The organism is Bordetella muralis (assembly GCF_054781015.1).
This window is the reverse complement of sequence record NZ_BAAGVF010000002.1, coordinates 440,026-465,295: the sequence shown is the minus strand read 5'-3', so window position 1 is coordinate 465,295 and position 25,270 is coordinate 440,026. Positions and strand designations below refer to the sequence as shown.

21 protein-coding genes are annotated in these 25,270 nt (G+C 59.7%); 6 read left to right on the top strand and 15 right to left on the bottom strand.

Translation table 11 applies throughout. The features are described 5' to 3' along the window. Positions 1–29: 29 nt before the first annotated feature. Both ACYVIT_RS04225 and ACYVIT_RS04220 read right to left on the bottom strand, forming a co-directional pair. Positions 30–449 carry a cupin domain-containing protein gene (locus ACYVIT_RS04225; protein ID WP_415807686.1) on the bottom strand — a complete coding sequence of 140 codons (420 nt, stop codon included), beginning with the start codon at positions 447–449 and terminating at the stop codon, positions 30–32. Positions 450–511: 62 nt separating this feature from the next. After that, positions 512–1,372, bottom strand: coding sequence for an amidohydrolase family protein (locus ACYVIT_RS04220; RefSeq protein ID WP_415807687.1), 861 nt, complete (start codon positions 1,370–1,372; stop codon positions 512–514). A 225-nt stretch (positions 1,373–1,597) separates the two neighbouring features. On the opposite strand from ACYVIT_RS04220, the gene ACYVIT_RS04215 reads away from it, so the two are divergent. Beyond that, positions 1,598–2,476, top strand: coding sequence for a GntR family transcriptional regulator (locus tag ACYVIT_RS04215; RefSeq protein ID WP_415807688.1), 879 nt, complete (start codon positions 1,598–1,600; stop codon positions 2,474–2,476). A gap of 10 nt (positions 2,477–2,486) precedes the next feature. Here the strand turns inward: ACYVIT_RS04215 and ACYVIT_RS04210 are convergent, their stop codons facing one another. The 4 genes from ACYVIT_RS04210 to ACYVIT_RS04195 form a co-directional block, all read right to left on the bottom strand. Continuing rightward, a complete protein-coding gene (locus ACYVIT_RS04210; protein WP_415807689.1) occupies positions 2,487–3,494 on the bottom strand; it encodes a Bug family tripartite tricarboxylate transporter substrate binding protein in 1,008 nt (335 codons plus the stop codon). A 70-nt stretch (positions 3,495–3,564) separates the two neighbouring features. Then, the gene (locus ACYVIT_RS04205; RefSeq protein WP_415807690.1) at positions 3,565–4,902 is read right to left on the bottom strand and encodes an NAD(P)/FAD-dependent oxidoreductase; all 1,338 of its coding nucleotides are present in this window, start codon (positions 4,900–4,902) and stop codon (positions 3,565–3,567) included. A gap of 39 nt (positions 4,903–4,941) precedes the next feature. Further along, positions 4,942–6,942 carry a hydantoinase B/oxoprolinase family protein gene (locus tag ACYVIT_RS04200; RefSeq protein ID WP_415807691.1) on the bottom strand — a complete coding sequence of 667 codons (2,001 nt, stop codon included), beginning with the start codon at positions 6,940–6,942 and terminating at the stop codon, positions 4,942–4,944. Further along, positions 6,939–9,002: a hydantoinase/oxoprolinase family protein gene (locus ACYVIT_RS04195; protein ID WP_415807692.1), complete on the bottom strand. Its 2,064-nt coding sequence runs from the start codon at positions 9,000–9,002 to the stop codon at positions 6,939–6,941. The genes ACYVIT_RS04200 and ACYVIT_RS04195 overlap by 4 nt, the downstream gene beginning before the upstream one ends. 140 nt (positions 9,003–9,142) lie before the next feature. Here ACYVIT_RS04195 and ACYVIT_RS04190 point away from each other — a divergent pair, with 140 nt between their 5' ends. Continuing rightward, on the top strand, positions 9,143–10,054 hold the full coding sequence (locus tag ACYVIT_RS04190) for a LysR substrate-binding domain-containing protein (RefSeq protein WP_415807727.1): 912 nt from the start codon (positions 9,143–9,145) through the stop codon (positions 10,052–10,054). A gap of 534 nt (positions 10,055–10,588) precedes the next feature. Here the strand turns inward: ACYVIT_RS04190 and ACYVIT_RS04185 are convergent. Together ACYVIT_RS04185 and ACYVIT_RS04180 are read right to left on the bottom strand one after the other, a co-directional pair. Further along, positions 10,589–11,464 carry a GNAT family N-acetyltransferase gene (locus tag ACYVIT_RS04185; protein ID WP_415807693.1) on the bottom strand — a complete coding sequence of 292 codons (876 nt, stop codon included), beginning with the start codon at positions 11,462–11,464 and terminating at the stop codon, positions 10,589–10,591. A gap of 135 nt (positions 11,465–11,599) precedes the next feature. Then, on the bottom strand, positions 11,600–12,178 hold the full coding sequence (locus ACYVIT_RS04180) for a TetR/AcrR family transcriptional regulator (RefSeq protein WP_415807728.1): 579 nt from the start codon (positions 12,176–12,178) through the stop codon (positions 11,600–11,602). Positions 12,179–12,442: 264 nt separating this feature from the next. Here ACYVIT_RS04180 and ACYVIT_RS04175 point away from each other — a divergent pair, with 264 nt between their 5' ends. The 3 genes from ACYVIT_RS04175 to ACYVIT_RS04165 are packed head-to-tail and all read left to right on the top strand — an operon-like array spanning position 12,443 to position 16,587. Continuing rightward, positions 12,443–13,900 carry an efflux transporter outer membrane subunit gene (locus tag ACYVIT_RS04175; RefSeq protein ID WP_415807694.1) on the top strand — a complete coding sequence of 486 codons (1,458 nt, stop codon included), beginning with the start codon at positions 12,443–12,445 and terminating at the stop codon, positions 13,898–13,900. Continuing rightward, positions 13,897–15,516: an MFS transporter gene (locus tag ACYVIT_RS04170; RefSeq protein ID WP_415807695.1), complete on the top strand. Its 1,620-nt coding sequence runs from the start codon at positions 13,897–13,899 to the stop codon at positions 15,514–15,516. The genes ACYVIT_RS04175 and ACYVIT_RS04170 overlap by 4 nt, the downstream gene beginning before the upstream one ends. A gap of 21 nt (positions 15,517–15,537) precedes the next feature. After that, the gene (locus tag ACYVIT_RS04165; RefSeq protein WP_415807696.1) at positions 15,538–16,587 is read left to right on the top strand and encodes an HlyD family secretion protein; all 1,050 of its coding nucleotides are present in this window, start codon (positions 15,538–15,540) and stop codon (positions 16,585–16,587) included. Between the two features lie 116 nt (positions 16,588–16,703). Here ACYVIT_RS04165 and ACYVIT_RS04160 read toward each other — a convergent pair whose 3' ends face one another. Genes ACYVIT_RS04160 through ACYVIT_RS04140 form a run of 5 tightly spaced genes read right to left on the bottom strand, consistent with a single transcriptional unit; the run spans position 16,704 to position 22,739 of the window. After that, entirely contained in the window at positions 16,704–18,227 is a 1,524-nt protein-coding gene (locus tag ACYVIT_RS04160) for an amidase (protein ID WP_415807697.1), read from the bottom strand. Positions 18,228–18,236: 9 nt separating this feature from the next. Further along, on the bottom strand, positions 18,237–19,217 hold the full coding sequence (locus ACYVIT_RS04155; protein WP_415807698.1) for a Bug family tripartite tricarboxylate transporter substrate binding protein: 981 nt from the start codon (positions 19,215–19,217) through the stop codon (positions 18,237–18,239). A gap of 19 nt (positions 19,218–19,236) precedes the next feature. Then, a complete protein-coding gene (locus ACYVIT_RS04150; RefSeq protein ID WP_415807699.1) occupies positions 19,237–20,565 on the bottom strand; it encodes a D-serine ammonia-lyase in 1,329 nt (442 codons plus the stop codon). A 9-nt stretch (positions 20,566–20,574) separates the two neighbouring features. Next, positions 20,575–21,552 carry a Bug family tripartite tricarboxylate transporter substrate binding protein gene (locus ACYVIT_RS04145; protein WP_415807700.1) on the bottom strand — a complete coding sequence of 326 codons (978 nt, stop codon included), beginning with the start codon at positions 21,550–21,552 and terminating at the stop codon, positions 20,575–20,577. 50 nt (positions 21,553–21,602) lie between these two features. Then, positions 21,603–22,739, bottom strand: a complete 1,137-nt coding sequence (locus ACYVIT_RS04140; RefSeq protein WP_415807701.1) for an NAD(P)/FAD-dependent oxidoreductase — start codon at positions 22,737–22,739, stop codon at positions 21,603–21,605. A gap of 189 nt (positions 22,740–22,928) precedes the next feature. Here ACYVIT_RS04140 and ACYVIT_RS04135 point away from each other — a divergent pair, with 189 nt between their 5' ends. Further along, complete coding sequence (locus ACYVIT_RS04135; protein ID WP_415807702.1) at positions 22,929–23,519, top strand: helix-turn-helix domain-containing protein; 591 nt, start codon at positions 22,929–22,931, stop codon at positions 23,517–23,519. Positions 23,520–23,586: 67 nt separating this feature from the next. Here ACYVIT_RS04135 and ACYVIT_RS04130 read toward each other — a convergent pair whose 3' ends face one another. Beyond that, complete coding sequence (locus ACYVIT_RS04130; RefSeq protein ID WP_415807703.1) at positions 23,587–24,594, bottom strand: zinc-binding alcohol dehydrogenase family protein; 1,008 nt, start codon at positions 24,592–24,594, stop codon at positions 23,587–23,589. A gap of 118 nt (positions 24,595–24,712) precedes the next feature. Then, entirely contained in the window at positions 24,713–25,231 is a 519-nt protein-coding gene (locus ACYVIT_RS04125) for a lipocalin-like domain-containing protein (protein ID WP_415807704.1), read from the bottom strand. Positions 25,232–25,270: the final 39 nt, after the last annotated feature.

Below are 25,270 nucleotides of genomic sequence, written 5' to 3'. Positions count from 1 at the left end.
TTCACGCCGCCCAGGGCAGTTCCAGGTGATTAGCCTTGGCTGCCATGCTCCGCCGCAATGGGCCGCGTTTCGCCGCTGTCTACCAATGTGCGAGTGGCATTCTGCGAGCCGTAAATCCACAGAATCTTCATAGGCTCGGTCTGCGATGCATTACGAAATCGATGCGGCACCCCTGGCGGAATAAACGTGACGTCCTGCGCCTTGACCACGAACTCCTCGCCATCGATGTCAAAGATCGCATTCCCCTCGACCAGCATCACACTTTCCTCGCAGTTGTGATGATGAAAAGGAATCTGCGCGCCGCCCTGAAACTCGGTATAGCCGGTAATGAACGCAGTCGCACCGACGTCGCGCGTGACCAGCGGCGTCGTGCTCGCACCACCGCCTCGGTCATGTTTTTGAACCGTTTCCGGTTGGATCAGCACCGCATTGGAGCTTGTCTTGATCATGAGTACATTCCTTTAAAAAACAACCCGTGCATGACGCTTACCTGCACGGACACATAGCCAAATCAAAGATCGAAGCCATAGAGACGCGCAGGGTTGTCGACCATCAACGCGTTGAATTGCTGCGGGTCCGAGACCCACTTGCGTAACAACATCAGCATGGCCGCCACGTCCACCTCTCGGAACGGCTCGATCTCCGGCACTGCGCCCTTGCGCTGGCCATTCCCGCCGGTATGCGGCCAATCGGATGCCCATACCAGGCGATCCGGCGCGATCTCCAGGCACTCGCGCACCATGGACGCCAAGTCAGCGTACTCGGCCACCTGCGACACCCGATACGGCGCCGAAAGCTTCATCCACACATGACGGCAGGGCAATAGCAAGGCCAGCGTTTTCATCGATGCAGCACCGCCGCCAAAATGATCCAGTACGACAGGCACTTTCGCATTCCGCAACACCGGCGCCAACACAGCCAACGTATCGCTATCGACGTGCAATTGCACATGCCAGCCACGCCCGCTGATCCGATCTGCTGCCGACTGAAAGCTCTGAATCAACACCGACGGATCCATGGCGGCATGCACATGAAAATTCAAACGCACGCCTCTTACCCCTTGGTCCTGCAACGCATCCAGCTCCGATTCAGGCACGGTGGCGGGATCCACGACAGCAACGCCACGAGCCCGCTCCACGCCCAACGTTCGCAATGCCTGGCACATGGCGCGGTTATCCAGTCCGTAGCAACTGGGCTGCACCAGCACTGCTCGCTCAATGCCCAGCGAGGACTGCCACTGCCGTAACGCCTGGACTGGTGCCGCCGCGGGGGTATAAGCCCTGCCGGCGTCATAGGGATAGCGCTCGGGGCAAAACACATGCACGTGGCAGTCACAGGCATGGGCTGGCAAAACGGTCACAACAGAGGACATGTGAACTGCCTAATCAAGGGAAGCGTCTCGGCTGAGCGCTCCGGGGTATCGGCCCTGGAAACAATCGAGTGGTCTTTTGTTAAAATAAAGTACCATTCATTCAAACCCCGGCGCAAGCAAATTTTGAAACCGAACCATCGCCCCGGACGAACCCGGCATCGTCAAACGTGCGCCTCTCGCTGGCACTGAGATACGATAGGCAGGCATTCCCTTTCCATTGAGCGCATGTCCCAATCCCTTCAGTCTCAACTCGCCACCGATATCCTTCAGCGGATCAATGCTCAGTCGATGCCGGCAGGGACACGTTTGTCCGAACGCAGTCTGGCCGAGGCACTGCGGGTGTCTCGATCCCCGGTGCGCACGGCGCTGCGGCAATTAGCCGACCAGGCATTGATCGATCCCCATCCCGACGGCGGATTCGTAGTTGGCGCAGGCGCGCTCCAGGTCAAACCCACGGCCCTGATCAGCACGTCCGACCAGGAAGACCTCTACCTGCGCATTGCGCAGGAACGGCTCGATGGCAAGCTGCCCGCGCGAGTATCTGAAAATGAATTGATGCGCCGCTACGAGGTCACGCGCAGCCAGCTCACCGACATACTGCGCCGCATTTCAAACGAAGGCTGGATGGAACGGTTGCCCGGCCATGGCTGGGCCTTTACCGAGGTCATGACGTCGTCGGTCGCTTATGCGGACAGTTATCGATACCGCATCCTGGTCGAGCCGGCCGCGATTCTGGAACCTACGTTTCGCATCGACGAAGCTGGGCTGAAACAATGCCGCCAGGAACAACAATCCCTGGTCAACAGCGAAGTGCATCATGTATCGCCAGCGCAGATTTTCGACGCCAACACGCGGCTGCACGAAACCATTGCGGCGTGCTGCGGCAACACTTTTATTCTGGATTCACTGCGGCGCATCAACCGCGTTCGCCGGTTGATGGAATACCGTAAAGCCGTGGACCGGCAACAGGCGTTGCGCCGTTGCGAGGAACACCTGGTGTTGATTGATCTGCTGCTGGCGGGGCAACTGGAAAAAGCCTCCAGCATGATGCGCACCCATCTGCGGGACGCTGCCCGCGAAAAGCGGGCAGTGGTATCGGCGTAGCGGAAAAGCTTTAAACGTGGATGCCCGCGACCTGGACCAATTTCTTCCAGCGCTGGCTTTCCTGGGCCATGAACGCAGCCGTCTCTGCCTGGGACATCTTTGGCATGAGCGGCGTGCCCTGGCGTTCGAAATTTTCCACCAGTTGCTTATTATCCCGTGCGGCCTCGAAAGCCTGTCCCAAGCGGTCCACGATACTTTGCGGCGTCCCTGTCGGCGCCCACAAGCCGTTCCACGTCACAATCGTGAAGTCTTTCTTCAACAGCTCGCTCAGCGTCGGGATATCGGGAGCTACCGAAAGCCGTTCGCCATTGGTCGTGGCAATCGCCCGCAAACGTCCAGACTGCACCAGTGGCCCCACCACGGACCATGGATCCACCGCATACGTCAACCGGCCGCCGATGACATCCGCCATCACCCCCTGCGAGCCTTGTTTGTAAGGCACGTGCAACAGATCGGGATACCCCAATTCCGCCGCCAGGCTTTTGCAGATGATGTGGCTGGACGTCCCCACACCGTTCGAGGCATAGCTGTCGGTCTGCGGGTTCGCCTTGATATGGGCTGCCAAGTCATCCAAGGTATGGATCTTGCTCTCGGCCGAGACCACCACAAACACCGGCACACTGATCGTGACTGCAATCGGCGCAAAATCCCGCGCAGGATCATAAGGCAGGTCGGCATACACGAACGGCGCGATGACATAAGGTGTCGCCGCGCTATACAACAGGGAATAGCCATCCGGCTCGGCGCGTGCGATGACATTGGCGCCCAGATTGCCGCCTGCTCCCGCGCGGTTTTCAACCACGACGGAAGCGCCTTTTATGGCTTTCGCGACCACCTCCGCGTAAACGCGCGCTGCAATATCGGTACTGCTGCCTGCTGAAAATGGCACCACGAATTTGATCGGACGGTCTGGATAGTTCGCTGCATTAGCGGGATTGGCCAGGGCCAAACGCCCGCCCCCCAAAACCGCAGGTGCAGCGGCAAGTGTGCCCAAAAACGCTCTTCGGCTATAACGCATCGTTGTATTCCCCTTGTTGACGTGATCACTGCTAAAAACCGAGCTGCTGCACCATGGCGGCAGCGGTCATTCAATACAGAATGCTGGGTTGCAAGCGCCGTCCGTCTATCAAGCGCTCATACGAAAAATCATCCAACGCTATCTCGGCACGCCCATGTACCATCCATTGCGCCAGACTTCGCCCCGCTCCCAATGACGAGCTGAAGCCATGGCCGCTAAAGCCGGTACATAGAAACAAGCCAGGCAAACGCGAAACCTCTGAAATGATGGGAATGCCATCCGGCGTGTTGTCGATCATTCCCCCCCAGGCCTTATCAATCAGATTCGGTCCCATGCCTGAAAACAAAGCCGCCGCGTCCTCATAAGCACTTCTGACCAGATTCATATCGGGCTTCGGATCGAGAATCCGGTGGCGGGTATAAGGCGACTGGTTCAAATAGAAATAGCGAAACTCATCCCAGAGCTGGGCAAAGAATTTGCGCCCCAGAGAAACATTGACGTTCGCCTTTCTGGCTTGATACAGCGACCGGAACGTCATCCCGTAACGCAGCAGATCGGGCACCACGTGCATGGTGCCGCGTCCGCTCTTGGCCAGAGTCAGACCGCCATCCTCCCGATCACGAAATGAGAACTGCGTCGCACGGGCGGGCGAGCGGCCGCCGGTGTCGAACTGCAGGCTCTTCGATGCCGACGAATGTACCTGCAGGATCGGCAGCCGCAGCCGATGCTTCCTGCAAAACATGGAGGACCATGCACCGCCAGCCAAGACCACTTGCTTCGCTCGCACGATGCCCTTTTCTGTCTGGACGCCCGCAATACGGCCGCCCTCGATCAGCAACTCATTTACGGCGCACTGCTGAACGATTTTTGCGCCCTGCTCCTGCGTATGCTTGGCTAACAACGGAATCGCCCGAGACGGCTCGGCATAGCCATCCCGCTCGGTGAGTATCCCTCCGATCCAGGCGGACTTTCCCCACGCATGCGTAGCGTTGGCTTCGCGCGCGCTCAACATCTTGGACGGAACACCGCGCGCGGACGCCGCGCCATGCCATCGTTCCCAGGTTTGCAGTTCCTTGGGGTTATCGGTCACGAACACTACGCCGGTCTCGCGAAATCCCACATCCGCACCGATGTCGGATTTCAGATGACGCCACAGATCCACACTGAGCTTTGCCATCTCCAACTCGCGGATATCCCGCCCGAGTGTGCGGCACCAGCCCCAATTTCTACTGCTTTGTTCCGCCGCGACCCATCCCTTCTCGATCACTGCGACGCTGGCGCCCAATCGCGTCAGTTCATAGGCCGTCGCGATCCCCGCCGCTCCCGCTCCGATCACCACGACATCTGCCGATGGCGGTGGCGACTGAGCCGTATCCACGCGCAAGAGCGCTTGCTTCAGTTGTTGCATGACAATGGCTGCCTGATAGAGTTCTTGGTCGCTCAGACATCACGCGTCTGCGGCTTGCAATTGGGGATAGGCCCTCTGCATCTGCTCGAATATCTCGTCGATCAGTTCAGGCCGTGTGTCGCTGGCGTCTTGCCGCACTCGCTGGTCCACCGCGTCAAAGATCTTTATCTTGAGAAAATGCCGCCAGATCGGCGCCACACCTGCCAGATGCTGAGTCAGCTTCGCATATCGGGCCGGTGTCCATACCGATTCGAACGCCGTTCTGCCATCGCCGTAGTCATAGTGCGCGCCGTTCGGAGCCTGATCGGCAGATAGCTGAGCGCGCAGCGCTTTGGTTTCGTCCCGGCGAACTTCGTCACCGTCGATCACCACGCCGTACTGCTGACGGGCGTTACCGACCGACACATAACCGCAACGCACATCGTGCAGCACTTGCTGAGGATCCCGCTCAAAGGGCGAGCCATAGCCGCCGCCTCCGCAGCCATCCAATCGAATCACATCACCGGGTTGGCATTGAATAAAATCGTTGACGCCCAGATCCTCTTCGTGCGGCGTGCCAGGATTGCGTGTGAATTTCGACACCGTACCGGCCTTACCCCCTAGCACTCCCCAGGACGCAAAGCGCGAGCGATCGCGGTTGCGTGCCGTGACCGCCGAGTTGGGCGTAAAGACCTGAAACTCCATCGAGGTACCCAGTCCTCCGCGATATTTTCCAGGCCCGCCGCTATCGGGGACCATGCCATAGCGAGTAATCCGGATCGGCACCTCGGTCTCATTGATCTCTACCGGCGTATTACGCAAGAACGCTACAATCGCGCCCGACGCATCGACTCCATCGCTCCACGGGTCTCCGCCCGCACCACCGCCTACAGGCCCGATAGCAGCAATGATGTTCTTACCCGAGCGATCCGTGGTCTTGACGTTCACGATGCTCATGCCACCAGCCGGAGACGCAGGCAAGCGATCTGGCACAACCTGGGAAAACACACCCATCGTGGCGTATTGCACGACCTTGCATGTCAAACTGCGCATTCCTACAGCGGCTGGCGGCAAAGGATTGACTACCGACCCCTCCGGCAAAATGCATCGGGCGACGCGCAACATCCCCGCATTGAGCAAGATGTCCGGATTCAAGGAATACAGTACGTAGTTCAGGCCCACCAAGGCCAACACATGACGCTCTTTGCCGCCGGTGGGCATATTCAGCGATGAATTCAACTGAGGGTCGCTACCCGAAAAATCGAACTCCAGACTGCCATCCCGGATACGCAGCGTAATCGCAACGCGCAAAGGCTTGCCGTTCAACGAATCTTCGTCGGCATATTCTGCAAAGAAGTATTCGCCGTCCGGCATGGACCGCACGATGGCGCGCGCCTGCTCCTCGGAATAATCCAGCATGGCCTCTACGCCATCCTGGAACGTCTCCAGTCCGAATCGCTCGATGATCTCGAGAATGCGCCGCTCGCCGGTCATCAGCATGGCGATCTGCGCCTGCAAGTCACCGCGGTTCTGCTCGGGCGAACGCACGTTGATTTCCATCATGCGCATCAACTCATTATTGAGTTCGCCACGGCGCACGATCTTGGTCGGCGGAAAACGGATGCCTTCTTGCTGCACCTCGGTCAGGGTACGCGACAACGAGGCAGGAACAGCGCCTCCCATATCGGTATTATGAATATGCCCCCCAACAAAGCATACAATCTTGCCCTGGTAATACACGGGCTTCCACATCATGATGTCGGGCGTATGCGTCGCGACGAAGCCACTGTAGGCATCGTTCGTCATGCAGATATCGCCCGGCTCGTAGCTGTCAATCATCTGGATCACGCTGCCAAAATCCAATCCTGGGTACCAGGTGGCTCCCAATGTCTTCGGTGACGCAAACGTCTGCCCTGCCAGATTCATGATCGTGCAGGAAAAGTCCTCCGTTTCCTTCACAAATGCCGAATGAGCCGTACGCATCAAGGTATGCGCCATGCTCTCAGCAGCCGCAACGCAGTAGTTGGCAAAAATCTGCAGTACCGTTTTATCGAAATTCATTTGATCCTCGCCCGATTCAGTTCAAGCGCTGTAAGCTCGAGATTCCCGTAGACATCCACCTGCGCGTCAAAGCCGGGCAGCACGCATGTTGTGCAATCGTCCTGCGCCACGATCGCCGGCCCGCTGAACGTCTGTCCGGCGAGCAATTTGTCCCGCCGATAAAGCGGCACATCCCGATACTCGCCTTCCATCCAGACTTGCAACGTGGACTCGGTTGTCGGCGTTCCCGAGCCTTTGGCGATATGGCGCAATTCCGGCTTGGGAGTTCTATACGTAATCACCAGGCGTATCGCGACGATCTGAACGTCGGCGCTCGCATCACCATGCCCGTACAGACGTTCATGCTCTTGATGAAAGGCATGGCTCAATTCATCGATCCGGCCTTGCTCCAGCCATGCGCGCTGAATAGGCGTATCGATCTCGAACGACTGGCCGCGGTATCGCATATCCGCAGAGACATCGATCTCGGCGCCGCTATCGCTGCCGACCTCGGCGACGAGCCATTCGCGCGCCCGCGTCTCCAGTGCCTGGACCGCAGTCGCCAGACCAGGCAGCGTCCCCGCATTCAGATCGCAATACGTGGTCTGAACGAAGTCGTTCTTCACATCGGCAATCAACCCGCCCAGAGCGCTCAGCACTCCCGGCGTCGTAGGCACCAGCAGTTTCTGTACCTTGAGCGCCTTTGCGAGATAGCAGGCCAGCATCGGGCCCGCACCGCCAAAAGGCATCAGGTTGAACACCCGCGGGTCGATACCGAACCGCGAGATCACTCGGCTGACTCCAGCATACATGCTCGATACGGACACGTTGACGATGGCTTCGGCAGTGCGCAGCACGTCCGTTCCCAAACGCTCGGCCAATGGCGCAATTGCCCGACGCGCGGCATCGACATCGACTTTGACGGCGTTGTAGCCCAACTGCTGCGAGCCGATCACACCCATCACGGCAAACGCGTCCGTGATGGTGGGCTGAGTCCCGCCCTTGCCATAGCACACGGGCCCCGGGGTCGAGCCTGCACTTTGCGGCCCCACCTTCAACACGCCCAGATCGTCGACCCAGGCAATGGAGCCGCCGCCATCGCCCACAGACGATACGGAAACCGAAGGAATATGAATCTGAAAATCGCCGATGTATTCGCCCGTCGCGAACTGCGGTTTGCCATCCACGATCAACGCGATATCAGCGGTAGTCCCGCCGATATCCAGGCTCATGCAGTTGGGGATATTGCACAACTTGGCGATATACGCTGCGCCAATCACCCCAGAGGCCGTGCCGGATAGAATCATCTGGACGCAGTTCGCTTTGCCGTGCTCCGCACTCATGACGCCGCCATTGGACTTCGTCACTTTCAGGTCGACAGGAACACCGCTCTCGCGCAATGCCCCCTGCAAGCTCTCCAGATAATGCGACACGCGCGGCTGCACATAACCGCCGATGACCGCTGTCAAGGTACGCTCGTATTCCCGGATGATCGGCCAGACTTCGTGCGAGCACGACACAAACATACCCGGCAACGCACGCTGCAAGATCGCCTTGACCTCGATTTCGTGGGCAGGATTACGATAAGCATGCAATAGGGAAATCACGATCCCTTCGCAGCCCGCCTCGCGCAAGGATTCTGCCACAGCCAACACGCTGGCCTCATCGACGGGCGACACCACGCGTCCGTCTGCGGCCATCCGCTCGTCGACCCCGAACACCCGGTCACGGGAAATCAACGGCACGGGGCGTTTGGACATCAGGTGGTACATGTCCGGGATCTTCAGGCGGCCGATATCAAGCACGTCCTCGAAATTGCGCGTCGTAATCAGCGCCAGCTTCAATCCGCGGCGCTGCACCACGGCATTCACGCCCACGGTCGTGCCATGTGTGAAATACGACACCTGCGCAGGATCAATGGCATACCGCGCCTTCAGTTGCTCGATACCGGCCAACACCTCGCTGCCTGGCGCGTCGGGGCGGGAAAATACTTTCAAGGTCTGGATGGTCCGCGTCGACTCATCCAACACGGCGAAATCCGCAAAGGATCCACCGATATCCACGCCTATCCGAAGGCTCATTGGGCACTCCTCAAAATTGGGGGTCAGATTCGAGCAGCCCCCCGATCAGCTGCATCAATGTGCCCATGGTAGGGATTCGCATCCCATATGACTAATTGAATTATCATCAGATGTCATGCAAAAATGATATGACCCTTTCCATGCTGAATTTCCGCCAGATCGAAACATTCAGAGCCGTCATGCTGACGCGGTCCATGACCCAGGCGGCCAAAGACCTAAACACGACCCAGCCCAACGTCAGCCGGGTCATCGCCCAATTGGAAAGCCGCATCGGTCTGCGCTTGTTTGAACGCATCGCGGGCAAACTCATCCCCACACGGGAAGGCGAGGTTTTCTTTCGTGATGTCGAATTGACGTTCGCAGGCCTGCGCAGCCTGGAGCGATCTGCGGCGACATTGCGTACGCGCGGGACAGGACATTTGCGCATCTCGGCCGTGCCGTCTCCTGCCCTGGTGACCGTACCCGAGGCCATCCGGCTGTTCGCGGAAAAATTCCCCGACGTCACGGTATCGTTGCATGTGGCGGACTCCATCACGGTCTGCCAATGGACCGCTGCAGGTTATAGCGACATCGGCGTCGCGTCCGATATTTTCAGCAACCCGGGCATCGGCCATCACGTGGCCAGCAAATCGCTGGGCGTCTGCATCGTATCGACCAAGCATCCCCTGGCCACGAAACGCCGCCCGCTGACCCCCAAAGACCTGGCGGGCGAACGATTTCTCTCGCTGTCACCGAACGACGCCATGCGCAAGGTGATCGACGCCGTGTTCGCCGCGGCAGGCGATCAGCGGCGCCTATCCTACGAATCGCATTTTGCCGCCGCGATCTGCCATATGGTGGATCTGAATCTAGGCGTCAGCATCGCCAATCCCGATGTCGCCGACAGCTTTCGGTCCTTGAATATTGCGATCAAACCGTTTGCGCCGGATATCGTGTTCTCAACATATCTCGTGTACCCGTCGGGAAATCCGCTCAGCCTGTTGGCCAAGACTTTTTGCGAGTGCTACCAGACCGTAGCGACCCGCCGGCGATTACTGAGAGATTCGCCCTGAGCAGCCTCGCGGAGGCACCCAGCCTGGTCAATGACAAGCAAGAGATCTTTCGCATTACGACTTACATATCATCCGCACGCTCTATGCATCATCACCGCATGCATCAACTATCGCCAAGCAGGTCTTCCAAACTGGCACCGCGCCACCCCGCCCCATGCCCGGACCGATCGCCATTTTCGGGGGTGCAGGGCACCCGAAAATGGCAGCCCTGCAAGATCTTCCTCTTTGCCAACACGGCTGCAGAAAAATGCCAAGCAAAACAACCGTGCCAGCGATGTCATGAGCTTGAGTTACTGCGAGTCGAGCCGAGGCAATCGGGCCGTGAGGGCTTCACAAAGCCGGTCCGGCGCGCGGGCGCCGGACACCGTGTTCGCTCGTCTCGTCCGCGCCTTCGCGCTGCCTTCGACATCCGCTCCACTCGGCTTTGAGGCGCCCTCACGGCCCGATTGCCTCGGCTCGACGTCCATAAGCACGCTAACGTCGCCGACACCGAAGCCCCCCCAAACTGCCTCGCCATATATCTTCAACACTTGCCTAACCCAATGCCTGTGCCGCCAAGGCATAAGCATGAAACTTCCCATCGCCCGCGGCAGGCGCACCGCAGACCATCCGTGTGCCTGTATCGACCCGCATCAACCCCGCCGTGGCCAGCCAGCTGGCAATACCCATCTCAGGTGGAATATCAATGCGTACGAATCGGCCCGCGCAGACAGCTAGCCAATGCGCGATCAATACACGCGCTGCCTTTTCATCAACGGCGACGACAGGCCCGATCAATTCGCCACGCCCAAATGGACGCAACATCGAAAACCCGATCATTTCGTCATGCTCTTGCAGTACCACGCCCTGCCCTTGATCGAGCAATGCTTGCATTAGCGGGCGGCGCGACAGCCCCGATGCCCGCCGGTCCAATTCGGCCAGGGCATCCAGATCATCACGTATCGCAGGACGTAGAGACCAACCCGCCGGTAGCGTCTCAAGCTGCTTGTCGATCGCCACGCCCTGATGCTGGCTGATCTGCCCCACCGGTTGAAAACCATGCCGGGCGTACACGCCTGCGCCATGCGGCGTCGCATGCAACAGCGCTGCAGGCGCCGACAAGGTATTCAATATGCGCGCCACCAATTGGCTTGCAATACCTCGCCCCCGATACGCCTCAGAAACAATAATCATCCCCAACGTAGCGTATGACCCAAAATCCCAATGCATGGCGACGCCAATCAGCTGATCGCCGTCGAGCACCGCTACGCCACTACCCAGCGGATAGATGAATTGCCAATCCTCCAGCCGGTGCGGCCACCGGGCGGCTTGCGACAACCCCCATGCCTGCGCCAGGTCCTCCGGCCGCAGCGCCCGAAACACCATTCCACCCCAAACGGGGCCTTCACCAGATTCAGTTTGCTCTTGCACAATGCGCTCCCATTCCAAAATGGGCAATTCTTTGCACGGAAACTGCCATATTATTGCGACAATTGAACGAGGCCATCAACCGCGTCACGCTCTACAAAGTGCTGGGTGGCAGCGCGGACGCGTCATCGACCGTGGCTAACGCGGACCAAACGCCTTAAAGAAAGTCTCCAACGCCAAATTGGCCCAGCGCTTGCGCTGGGCCGCTGTCGGCGGGCGATCGGACAACAACAAGCTTTGCAGTTGAATGTGTCCACGGACCAGGCTGAAAAAGACCGCAGAGGCCTCTTTGGCAGTCATTGCGCCTAGATCCAACTCTTTGGCTTGCACCGCCCGCTCTAGATGTTCGGCCACGATCGTGCAATAGACCTTGGGGCCTTTCTCGTAAAAAGTGCGCGCCAGCTCTGGAAAGCGGATCGCTTCCGCTGCCGCCACGCGGAACAGAGCCAGGCCCGACGGCGCCAATCCAAAATCCAGGTATGCGTTTGCCAGGTCGGCCAACACCGCCCGGATACCTCCCGACATCGACCGCCCGGCTCTGAGCGCGTCCATATGCATGGCGCATTGCCGTTCGATCACCGCAGCAAACAAGGCCTCTTTGGTAGGGTAGTGCGCATAAACCGTGGCTTTGGACACACCCGCGGCCTGCTGAATCATGTCCGTCGTCGCCGCAGAAAAACCGTGCGTCAAAAAAACATCGCGCGCAGCATCAAGCACCGCCAATGCCTTGCCCGTTGGACACGGAGACGATTCCGAGGACTTGAAACCGCTGCCAGGGCCAGGCTGTGCGCCGTTTGTTCCTCGTGCAGCCCCCGCGTTCCTCGACTGGCCCGCAGCGGATTCAGATTGGTGATCGGCCTTTTTCATCTGCGTATGTGTACCGTTCGGTTTAAAAAATGATTGACCTGTCTCTCGACAAAGAATACCATACTGTACCGAGAGGTTTAGTTCAATCCGCAAAGTTTTCGTACGGCTTATCCCATGTCTATCGTCACCTACTTCGGCAGCCGGGCAGCGCCAATTCTGGCCTTGGCGTTGCTTGCCGGCTGCGCCGTCGGCCCGGATTTCCAGGCACCGCACGCGGCGCTTGACGGCATGCAGCTCCAGCCTAAAGCGGGGCACGCTCGACAAACACTATCGGCGGACCCCGTACCCCGAGACTGGTGGCACTTGCTGAACGATCCGGTGTTGGACAGCCTGATCGCCCGAGCTTGGGAAGGTAACCTCGACATACAAACTGCCGCGCTGCGCGTACAGCAGAGCCGCGCGCGCTCTGGCATCATCATGTCCAGCCTGTTTCCGCGCATCGGGCTGGACGCCGGCGTGACGCGCCAGGCGCTGAGTGAAAACGGGCCGATGGTCGCCCTCGGGGCTCCTACGGCTGCGACCGATCTGTGGCAGGCAGGTTTTGATGCCAGTTGGGAAATCGATATCTGGGGCAGATTGCGCCGGCAACGCGAGCAGTCCCTCGCCTCGCTCGAGGCCTCGGTCTATGAAGAACGCGGCGTACAAGTCTCCTTGTCCGCGGAAATCGCCCGGCAATACCTCGCGCTGCGCGGCGTGCAGACACGCCTGGCTATCGCGCTGCAAAACCAGGATATCGCAACCCATCTTGTCCGACTGACGCAGAGCCGCCAGAAAAATGGCGTCGCAACGCGTTTTGACGTCGCCTCGTCCCTGTCTCAACAGGCGTCCGTCGATGCGTTGATTCCACAATTGCGCGATGAGCAGAATGTCCTGCTCAATGCGCTGGCGCTGCTGGTCGGCGAACCACCTCGCAGTCTGGATGCTCAATTGGAGCAAGCCCGCGCGCTGCCCAACGCCGCTGTACAGCTGCCCGTTGGACTACCCTCTGAACTGGCCCTGCGCCGTCCCGACATCCAACGTGCCCAGGCTGATCTGCACGCGGCCACCGCTGCAATCGGCGTGGCCAAGGCGGACTTTTATCCCCGTATATCCCTGATCGGCAGCTTTGGCACTCAGGCTTTTGATCGTGATGACCTGGGCTTATGGAGCTCTACGAATTTCTCTATCGGCCCAGCCATTCATTTGCCGATTTTCGAAGGCGGCCGCCTGACACGCACGCTGGAGCTCACCGAACTGAAGCAGAAAGAGGCCGCCATTAGCTATCGTCGAACCGTGCTGCAAGCCTGGCACGAAGTCGACAATGCCTTCAACGCTCTCGTCGCGCAACAACAGCGGCAGACCGCATTGCAGCGCGCCATGACCGAAAGCCGAGAGGCGCTGGACGCCGCAGAAAGTGCCTATCGTGCCGGGGCGACAGACTACGTCACAGTCCTGACCGCTCAGCGCAACCTTTTAGCGAGCGAATTGGAGCTCAGCAATGCGACTACGGGTAGCGCCGTGGCGATCGTCTATCTCTACAAAGCGCTAGGTGGCGGCTGGGCACCGCAGGCAGAGACCAAGGCACAATCATGACCTCGACCACGGCCTCTCTTGCCGCGCCGCCAGCCTCAGGCAATATTGCTGCGGCGGCGGCATCGACCAGCGCACCGTCAATCGCCGGCGCTCCGTCTCCGAACAACATTCCCGCAGCGGCCAGCCATAACGCCAACACACTCACCCCGCGCCTGGCTGTTGGGTTGACCGGCATATTCCTGGCCGCCATGATCGCTGGCATCAATAACCGGGTAGGTTCGTTGGCCCTGGCCGATCTGCGTGGCGCCAGCGGCTTTGGCCTGGACGATGGATCCTGGATCACCACCGTCTATAGCGCTGGCGAACTGCTTGCCATGCCGATCGCGGGCTGGTTTGCGATCACGCTCAGTTTGCGCCGTTTTCATCTGATGATGCTGGGAACCTGCAGCGCGATTGCCTGCTTACTACCGTTCGTGCACGACATGAGCTTGTTGTTGATCCTGCGCGCGCTGCAGGGGTTGACCGCCGGTTCCCTGATCCCCTTGTTGATGATGGCCGCACTGAGATTCCTGCCGCCATCGATCCGGTTGTATGCACTGGCGCTGTACTCGATGACAGCGACCTTTGCGCCCAACGTGTCTACATGGTTGGCCGGACTATGGACCGACCAATTGCTTGATCTGCGGATGGTGTATTGGCAGATCATCCCTGCAGGCCTGGTTGCAGGCCTATTGGTCGCCTGGGGTGTGCCGCAAGACATGCCCAAACCCGAGCGCTTTAGTCAGGCGAACTGGTTCGGGTTGATTTTCGGCGCCCTCGGCCTGGGGCTCGTGGCCGTCGGTCTGGATCAGGGAAATCGACTCGAATGGTTCTCCTCCCCATTGATCAGCACCTGCCTTGTCGTAGGCATACTGCTGGTGGCGTACTACCTGTTTACGGAATGGCACCATCCTGCACCGTTCATCAAACTGCAATTGCTGGGCCGGCGTAACCTGGGACTGGGCTTCACGATTTTCTTTTCCTTGTTGGTCATCTTCCTGTCCGGATCATTGCTGCCTTCACTGCACCTGGGCCACGCCTGGAATTATCGTGCGCAGCAAAGCGCTCCCATCGGCTTGATGATCGGGCTTCCCCAACTCATTGTCGCTCCCGCGGTGTCGCTGCTGCTATACCGCAAATGGGTAGACGCCCGTGCCGTCATGGCGCTAGGGCTCGCATGTCTATCCTTGTCTTGCGTGATAGGCGCACACCTGACATCCGAATGGATGTGGATGGAATTCATCTGGGCCCAGAGCCTGCAAGCCATCGGCCAACCGTTGGCGGTCGTGGCGCTGCTGTTTCTGTCGACCAGTGTGGTTCAACCTATGGAAGGCCCCTATGTCTCAGGCATGGTCAATCTCCTGCGCGCCTTGGGGACATTGGCAGGCTCCGCGGTGATCAGCCGCCTGATCGAACTGCGCACGCGCTTTCACAGCGAAATGCTGCTGGATCACGCCGCGCGGGCGCAGACTCCCGCACCGGCTGACTTGGCATCCGCGATCGCCGGCCAAGCTGCCGTGCTGTCCGTCGCCGACGCTTATTGGACGCTGGCGGTCTTCGCAGCCATCTTGATTCCGCTGGTATTCGCCCTCCAATACATCCCCTCGCCGACAGTGGCGATGCATTCGAAACACTGATTCAAAGCACTGAGAACCATCATGGCATTGAGCAAGAAAACCAAAGCCGTATCCGGCGGCGTATTGATAGCCGCCGCCGTCATCGCGGCCATCCTGATCAACCGTCCCGAAGCCGCCGCGTCGTCTCAATCGACGGACGATGCCTATATCCGGGCCGATATCACCTCCGTCGCCCCTCAGGTCGCAGGGCTGGTTACCCAGGTTCTGGCCGAAGAAAACGACACCGTCAAAGCCGGCCAGTTACTCGCTCGCATTGACGATCGTGATTACGAATTAGCCGTGCGCAGCGCCAAGGCCACGCTCGCCAGCGCACAAGCCAGCGTCGACGCATTAAAGGCGCAGGCCACGGTGCAGCAATCGGTCATCCATCAAGCCAGCTCGACGTTAGACGCCGACCAAGCCAATCTCAAACTGGCTCGTGCCGATTTCAACCGCTATAGCAACCTCGCAGCAGATGGTTCAGGCACCATTCAAGCTCGCCAGCAGGCCCAGGCCCGTCTGCGCGTACAAGAAGCCCAGCACGAGAAAAACCGTGCCATTCACCAAGCCGAAACCGAACGCCTGACCATTTTGCAGGCCGATCTGCAACGCGCCGCTGCCACCGTCGAACAAGCCAAAGCGGCTGTCGCACAAGCCGAGCTCAACCTGTCCTATACCCATATCAAGGCCCCGATCACGGGCGTGATCGGCCACAAGAACATCCGGGTCGGCAATTTCGCAAAAGTCGGCGAATCGCTCGTCACCGTGGTCCCGCTGGCGGACATCTACGTAGAAGCCAACTTCCGCGAAACCCAGCTGGCAAAGATGCGCGCAGGCCAGCCTGTCACCCTGACTGTCGACGCGCTGCCCGGACAAACATTTTCCGGCAAAGTGCAAAGCGTAGGTCCCGCCAGCGGCGTCAGCTATTCCGCCATCGCGCCTCACAACGCGACGGGCAACTTCACGAAAATCGTGCAACGCTTGCCCGTGCGTATTGCGCTGGATCCTGACCAAGAAAACACCAGCCTGCTGCGCGTAGGCATGTCGGTACAACCGGAAGTCGACGTCAGCAGCTCAAGCTCAGGATCGTGATCCGAGTCCTCCGGGGCATGAGTTTGCCGCGGCTGGGCAGCCGCGGCAAACGTCTCAAGAACCCGTCCCGCCTCCACCAGGCCACACCTTCGACCTGCACCTTCCAAAAAAAACCATCACACCGCCGATACAGCCCCGCCCTGCCCCTGTCCATCCAACACGGGCGGCGCCGTCACAATCGACGTCAACGCCGGTTCGGCAACCTGCAATGCCGCCAGATTCGGACGCGGGCGGCGCAGCGCCTCGATGCGCGAGAACGCCTGCTCCATCGCGTACGACGCTCCCAGCACCTCACTATCGCCCCGGAACGGCCCCACGATCTGCAAACCGAACGGCATTCCATGTCCGTCCAGACCGCAAGGCAAGGACAAGGCAGGATGCGTGGTCAAGGTCACCACGTACGTCAGCGCCAGCCAACGGTAGTAGTTTTCCTGCTTTTCGCCGTTGATCGTATCCGCATACAAGCTCGTCCACGGGAACGGCGACACCGGCGTGGTCGGCGACAGGATCAAATCGTAGTCGGCGTAAACCTCCTGGAAACGCTTCAGGATACGTGTCTGTTCGGCTTGCGCCCACGCGCTATCCTTCAGGCTCATCGCCGCGCCCATCTCATAATTCGCGCGAGGATTGGGCCCCAGGCTGGCGGGGTCCCGCTCATAGGCCTCGCGCATCCCCGCCACGAATGCCTCGGCGCGCAACACATCAAAACAACGATGAGCATCACCGAGGTCCAACTCGATCGGATCGCAGGCCGCAAACAAATGCTTCATCGCCGCGATCTTTGTACGGAACGTGGCACGAATGCCATCATCCACCGCGCACACGCCGAAATCCTCGGTATACGCCACGCGCAACGAGCCCAGGTCGACCGACTCCGGTCGCAGGAACGACAACGGATCCAGAGGATAGCTCAACGGATCGCCCGCATCCATCCCGGCCGAGGCTGCCATCTGCAGACAAGCCTCTTCGACGGTGCGCCCCATCGGGCCCACGACTGAAATCGGCGTCCAGCCCAGCAACTTGCGCACACTGGGCACCACGCCAGGTGAGGGACGGAATCCCACCACACCGCACTTGGCAGCGGGAATACGCAACGATCCGCCCGTGTCCGAGCCTGTGCAGACCGGCAACATATCGCATGCCAACGCCGCAGCGGATCCGCCCGAGGACCCACCCGCATTCAGATTCGGATTGAATGGATTCCCCGTCGCACCCCATACAACGTTGCGCGAGTTCGCTCCCGCCCCCATCTCGGGCACGTTGGTCTTGGCCGTCACGATCGCGCCCGCGCGGCGCAAACGCGCGATCAGCTCGACATCGTGCTCTGGCACATGATCCCGATAGATCGGCGAACCAAACGTCGTCAGCAACCCCGCGGTAGGCTCCAGGTCTTTCACCCCCATTGGCAAGCCATGCAACAAGCCCAGCATGTCCCCCGCCATCACTGCGCGCTCGGCGGCGCGAGCCTCTTCGCGCGCACGCGCATAGGCCTTGGCCGTCACCGCGTTGACGTACGGGTTCACCGCTTCGATACGCGCGATGCAGGCCTCCAGCAACTCGACTGGCGACAACTGCCGCGCGCCGATCATTTGCCGCAGCGTAACGGCCGAAAGAGAAACCAGGGAATCATCCAGTGCCATGAGAGAACCTTAATCAAGCTTGATATGAGCGCGCTCTGCAATGTCGCGCATGATCGGCAATTCTTTTTGAATCAGTGCCTCGCCGTCCGCGGCACTGCCGTAGTCCGGTTCGAACCCCTGGGCCTCCAGATTTTTCTGAACCTCGGGGTTCGACACCGCGGTCTGCAGCGCCGCCTCCAATTTGGTCTTGACCGCTGCCGGCAAGCCACGCGGCGCAACCACCATGAACCACGTATCCATCTCGGGCCCAGCATACCCCTGTTCTACAAACGTAGGAAGGTCCGGAAAAAACTTGGAACGTTTCGGACTGGACAAAGCAATCGCCCGCACAGTGCCCTGCTTGACCTGCGGGATCGCAGCCGACACCGTATCGAACGTAAACGGGATCTGCCCGCCGATCAAATCCGTCATCGCGGGCGCACTGCCTTTATAGGGAATATGCGCCATCTGCAATCCGGCCTCGGCCAAAAACGCCTCGCCGACAAACTGCGACGTGGTCCCCGTGCCGTACGAACCATAAGGCGGCTGCTTGTTCGCGGGGTCTTTTACATACGCCACGAACTCTTTCAGGTTATGCACTGGCACCTTGGGATTCGCCAATAGCACCAGGCCTGTACGCCCCACGATGCCCAACGGCTCGAAACTCTTGACCGGATCGTAGGGCATGTTGGTGCGAATCGCGGGATTGACCGTGAACGTCGTGCCCGAACTGACCAACAAGGTATATCCATCCGGCGCGGCCTTGGCCGCATAGCTGGCGCCGATCACCGTGCCCGCGCCACCCTTGTTTTCCACCACGACGCTCTGCCCCAGCACATCGCCCAAGGCCTTGGCCATGACGCGGCCCATCGTATCGGTAGAGCCGCCCGGCGGGAATGGCACGACCAGCGTGATGGAACGAGAGGGGTAAGGCTCTTGCGCCACGGCGGATGGCATTCCTACTGCCATGCAGGACATGGCGAGGCTCATCGCCAGTAAAGCTTTTTTCATGCATTGCTCCGATAGTGAATCAACGGCGATTCAGGAAACGCGCATATTCTTCGTCGGGCACAAACAGCCCGCCGGTGGTCCATACCAGATGTGTTGATTGCGGCATCTGCGCCAGCAAGCCTTGTCCGGCTAGATAGGATTGGCCGGCACTGCTCAGACAGATATGCTGAGGACCGGCGAAACCCGCCGCCGCGGAAGGTTCAATCCGTATGCCTTCGGTATCGTGCAGACGAATCAGGTCGTCAAACAAGGTCTGATCCGCCACCGTATAGACTCCAGACAACATCCCCCCCACCGCGCCATATGCCAGTTCAGAGGCGCGCGGTACTGCCAACCCATCAGCCTCGGTACGATTGTGCAAGCCGACGTCATACACCGAAGGCGCTGCCGGCAGGCCGGGCAACTGACCATGGCCCGCCATCATGCGCACCAGAAAACACGGCGATTGCACGGGCTCGGCAAAAAAACAATGCACATGCTCACCCAGCACCTGCCGCAAACCATAAGCAATCCCGCCAGGCGCACCACCCACGCCGCAGGGCAGATAAACAAATAAGGGATGCTGCGCATCCACGCGAATCTGTGCAGCATCGAGCTGTGCACGCAAATGCAGCGCCGCGGCGGCATACCCCATAAACAGCGAGGCCGAACGTTCATCATCGACAAAATAGCCATGAGGATCGGCCTGTACCTGCGCCCGGCCCGCCGCAACAGCGCGCTCGTAATCGCCGCTATGCTCGACGACCTCGACGCCACGTGCCCGCAGGCGGGCTTTTTTCCAGGCCTTCGCATCCGCAGACATATGCACTGCAGCACGGAAACCCAGCGCTGACGCCATCACGCCGATTGACAGCCCCAGATTGCCAGTGGACCCCACCGCAACTTGATAACGTGCGAAGCATGCCCGCGCGGCGGGCGTGGCCAATTTCCGGTAATCGTCGCCAGATTGAATCAGCCCCTCTCGCAACGCCACGGACTCCGCAAATTCCAGAACCTCGTGAATGCCGCCGCGCGCCTTGATCGATCCAGCCACTGGCAACGCATGATCCGCCTTGAGCCACAATCGCCCCTGCGTCTCGGGCAAACCCAAAGCCGCCTGCATTTTCGGCGTACGCAGCAACGGCGACTCGATCATCCCGCCGATGTCGCGCAACTCGGGAAAGAGCTCCGCCAGCAATGGCGTAAATCGATCAAACCGTGCCTGCGCAGCCGCGATCTGATCCGTCGTCAATCCTGTGTCTGCGGGCGCGTCCACACGACAATCCCCAGGCCCGGGACGTAACCACAGCACGGGTTCGGCATTACGCAGCGTTTGTAAAAACTCAGGCGTCACAATATTCGATGGCATAACCGGCACTCACTGCGCCTGAATATTGGCGCGCTTGGCAATTTCCGCAAAACGCGGAGTTTCTTCTGCAATGGTCTTGCGCAGCGACTCTGCGGACTCGAACGAGGCCTCAACGCCAGCGGTACGCAACTGATCCAGCGTGGCGGGATCCTTCAGCGCGGTTTCCATCGCCTGGCTCAACGTATGCTGCACGTCTTCGGGCAGGCCTTTCGGCGCAAACAAGGCGATCCACGTATCCACGTTAAACCCAGGATATCCGCTTTCCGCCAATGTGGGCACATCGGGCAAAAAGCTCGATCGCTTTGCCGTTGTCACGGCCAGTGCCTTGATTTTTCCCGCCTTTACCTGCGGCATGGCAGCCACCACGGTATCGAACATCACCGGAACCTGGCCGCCAATCAAGTCCGTCATCCCAGGCGCGCTGCCCTTATAAGGGATATGCATCATCTTGATGCCCGCAGCCTCTTGAAACTGCTCGGCCACAAAATGCGAGACTGTCCCGATGCCGAAAGACGCATAGGCGATACTGTCGGGCTTGGCCTTTGCAGCGCTCACCAGATCAGCCAGATTGGAGTACGGTGTTTTCGGGTTCGCCACGATCGCCATGGCCGTTCGCCCGAGAACACCCAAGGGCACGAAATCCTCTTTGGGCGAATAAGGCAACGAAGGATAAATCGCGGGATTGATGGTGAATGTCGTCCCGGAACTCAGCAGCAGCGTATAGCCATCCGGACTCGCTTTAGCGACAAACTGCGCGCCGAGAATCGTGCCTGCTCCCGCCTTGTTTTCCACCACGACCGTCTGCTTCAATGCGTCGCTCATCGCCTTGGCCAGAATACGGCCAGCCACATCGCCAGCGCCCCCCGGCGAATAGGGAATGATCAACTGAATGGGCCGCTCGGGATAGGCCGCCACGCTGAGTGGAGTGGCAGCCATCGCCGCTACGCCGATGGCCAAAGCGCCACATATCGTTGATAAGGTCTTCATGGTTTCCCCTTGTGCTTGATCAGCCGCGTATCGGCGGGCTTATTTAAGAATCAACGCAGACGCGCAGGTGCAATGACCGCGGCCTGTACGCCGTGGGCCAACAACGTATCGGGTACCGGCTGATTCAACAACAACGCCGCCGCCAGCTCGGATACCCCGGCGGCCGATTGAATCCCGTAGCCGCCTTGCGCAGCCAACCAGAAAAATCCGGGCATTGCATCATCCCACCCGACGACCAGATCGCCATCACGCACAAACGAACGCAACCCGGCCCATGTATGACGCGGGCGTCGAATCGTGAGAGTGGTGGCCTCTTCGATGTGATAAATGCCTGTCGCCACGTCCAGTTCCTCGGGCATGACGTCGTGGGCGGCCACCGGGTCGGCATTCGCCGGTGAACCCAGCAGCTGTCCGGCATCCGGTTTGAAATAAAACTGCTCGTCCAGATCCGACACCGTAGGCCACTGCGAACAATCCACGCCCTCCGGACCGGCAAAGGTAAATGCGGTGCGTCGGCGCGGCTCCAATCCGATAGGCTGCACGCCGAAATGAGCCGCCACGTGATCCGCCCACGCACCCGCAGCATTGACCACGTGCGCCGCACGTACCGTCTGCCCATCGGCCAGCGTCAAGGTCCAATGCCCCGCATCCCGCACTGCAGAGGCCACCTCGGCCTTGCAACGCAGCACTCCGCCCTGCTGACGCATGGCCTTCAGGAATCCTTGGTGCAATCCGTGCACATCCAGATCCTGCGCCTCGGGCTCGAACATCGCGCCGATCAAACGGTCCGCGCGTAAACATGGCACTCTGGACATCGCGTCATCGACGCTGAGGAGGCTGACATTGGGCGCGGCTTTGACGGTCTCTTCGTAGACCTGTTGCAGCAATGCTTCCTGGCCGGTCTTGCCCAGGTATAGGCACCCACGGGACGACAGAATCGGATGTTCGGCAAACCCCTCGGGCGGCTGCTCGTAAAACGCCCGGCTGGCGCGCGTCAATGCCTGAATCTGCGGTGTCCCGTAGGCCTCCATGAACATGGCGGCCGAACGGCCGGTGGAATGGTAGCCAGGCTGTTCCTCCCGCTCCAGCACCACCACCCGGGCGTGGCGGGATAACCGATACGCCACCGAGGCCCCGGCGATTCCGCCACCGACCACGGCAAAGTCAAATACATCAGATTCGTTCATAGCGGGACTGCGCTTCCATAATTCTCATTTAAGAGAATTCTCTTATGTGACAAAATTACAGTCAATCAGTAGTTACCTTATACGGTGCGGAACGAGTTTTGCGTAGCATGTAGCGCCACCCATATCATCCTGTCTGCACTCCCAAGCAGCCGCGCCCCGCCGGCGTTGCACATTTTCGAGGTATCGCGCTTGACTCAGCCCTCTGCCCCCTCTTCGCCGGATACGGCGCGCGTACGCATGGGTCAACAGTTGCGCGCCGCCCGCAAAGCCTGTGCCCTGACCCTGAAGCAATTGTCCGCCGTCTCCGGCGTGGCCCTGTCTACCCTGTCCAAGATGGAATTGGGCCAGGTTTCCGTCAGCTACGAGAAATTCACCGCCGTTGCGCGTGCGCTGAACATCGACATTTCTCAGTTGCTGTCTGACCCGGACGCACACCATGGCACCGTTCCAACGCGGGCCTCGACCACTCAGTCACCGGACTACGACACGGGCAACTACAGCTATCGATTGCTCGCCGGCGACTATCCCCAACGCACCATGACGCCCATGTACGGGCGCATCATGGCTCGCCGCATTGAGGATTTTGACGGCTTCATCCGACACGCGGGCCAGGAATTCATCGTGGTCTTGTCTGGCAAAGTCCGTATCTGTTTCGAGTCGGGTGAGAACCTGACGCTCAGCAAACATGAGTCTGCCTATTTCGATAGCGGACAAGGCCACATATACCTGTCATTGAGTGCCCGCGATGCGGAGATCATGGTGGTGATGACGCCGGCTTGATGGCACTGTCGGTTCAATGGGGAAAGTCAGTAAAGCCGCCGTGACTCAAGCCGATTGAACCGGGCGTTCAGAAGCCCTCCAGCACGATCTTTCCGCGAGACCGGCCGCTCTCGATCAACGTATGTGCCTGGCGCAGATTCTCTGCGTTGATCTGGCCCAGATGCTCCCCGAGCGTGGTGCGCAATGTGCCGTCATCGATCAGCCTCGCCACGTTGGTCAAGATCTCGTGTTGACGCACCATGTCCGGGGTTTCGAACAAAGCGCGCGTGAACATCAGTTCCCAGTGAAACGAAATGGCCTTGCGTTTGAGCGGCATGACGTCCAGCGTCTCTGGATCGTCGATCACGCCCAGCTTGCCTTGCGGCGCCAAGGCTTCGATCAATTGCGGATAATGGCTGCCCGTGTGCGTCAGGCTGGCCACGTAGCGTACTTGAGGCACGCCTATGGCTCGCAATCCCTCTAACAGCGGCTGCGTATGATCAATCACATCATGCGCACCCAGATCACGGATCCACTGGCTTGTCTCTGGCCTCGAAGCGGTGCCGATGACCCGCAATTTGGTCAACTTCGCGGCAAGCTGCGTCAATATCGAGCCAACGCCGCCAGCTGCGCCCACGATCAATAACGCATCGCCGTTACCGCCGCCCTCCTCGACACCCAGCCGGTCGAACAATAGCTCCCAGGCTGTCAACGAGGTCAGCGGCAGTGCTGCCGCAGCGTCGTCCGCGAGCGTGCGAGGCTTTTTGGCAGCGATACGCTCGTCAACCAAGCCATATTCGGCGTACGAGCCAGGCCGCGCGATAGAGCCCGCGTAATAGACTTCGTCACCCGGCTGAAACAGGGACACGTCGCTCCCGATGGCTTCGACTACACCTACGGCATCCCAGCCCAGAATACGCGGCTTGTCGGTCGGCGCGCCGGCACGTACTTTGGTATCGACCGGGTTGACCGCAATCGCCCGAATCTTGACCAGCAAATCACGAGGGCCCGGTGTGGGCTGAGGCAAATCCATTTCGAACAGGGATTTCGGATCGCTGGCCGGCAAACCGTGCTGGGTATACACAATGGCTTTCATGATGAGTGTCCGGATCAAAGGTCAAATCAAACCGGCGGCGGGGAAACTGCCGTCAGCGCATAACCGAATCTTCCATCATTTTCATGTCCCGACAAAGTAGAAAAAGCCAACAGGACTTTTAATTCGTGGGATTTCGCACCCGTTCGAATTCGATCGTGACCCGCGACCCTTCGGGGCGCTGGAAACGCTCGGACATGCGGTCGCCCTTCACGACGAGGCTGAGCTCCTTGCTCGTGCGCGTGCTTCCCACCCAATTGGGAAAGGTCGAGCCGAGGACGCGATTGCCGCTGAACTCTCCGTGCTCGTCTACGCTATAGGTGCCGAAAAAGCCGATACTGCTCGCCATAGCGGCGCGGTTCTCGGCATCGGTGCCCTGACCGCGCGCGCTGGAGGCGAATCGCGGCGTCGAACCATCGGTGAGGACTTCGACGAAATGCATGTCGGGAGTGAACACCAGCATGCCTTGCGGTTGCTCGCCGTAGACCGGACGCGTCTTGCCATCCTCCTCGATCTGCGCCGACACGACCCGCCAGGTGCCCTGCACCTTGTTGGGCGATGAGGACTGGGCTTGCGCGCTCGTCGCGGTAATGGCAGCAGCCGCGATGGCCGCCGCGAAATAGGCTCTCATCAATGGCATCGTCTGCTCCCCCTGTCGACGCGGCGCATGGTCGGCCGC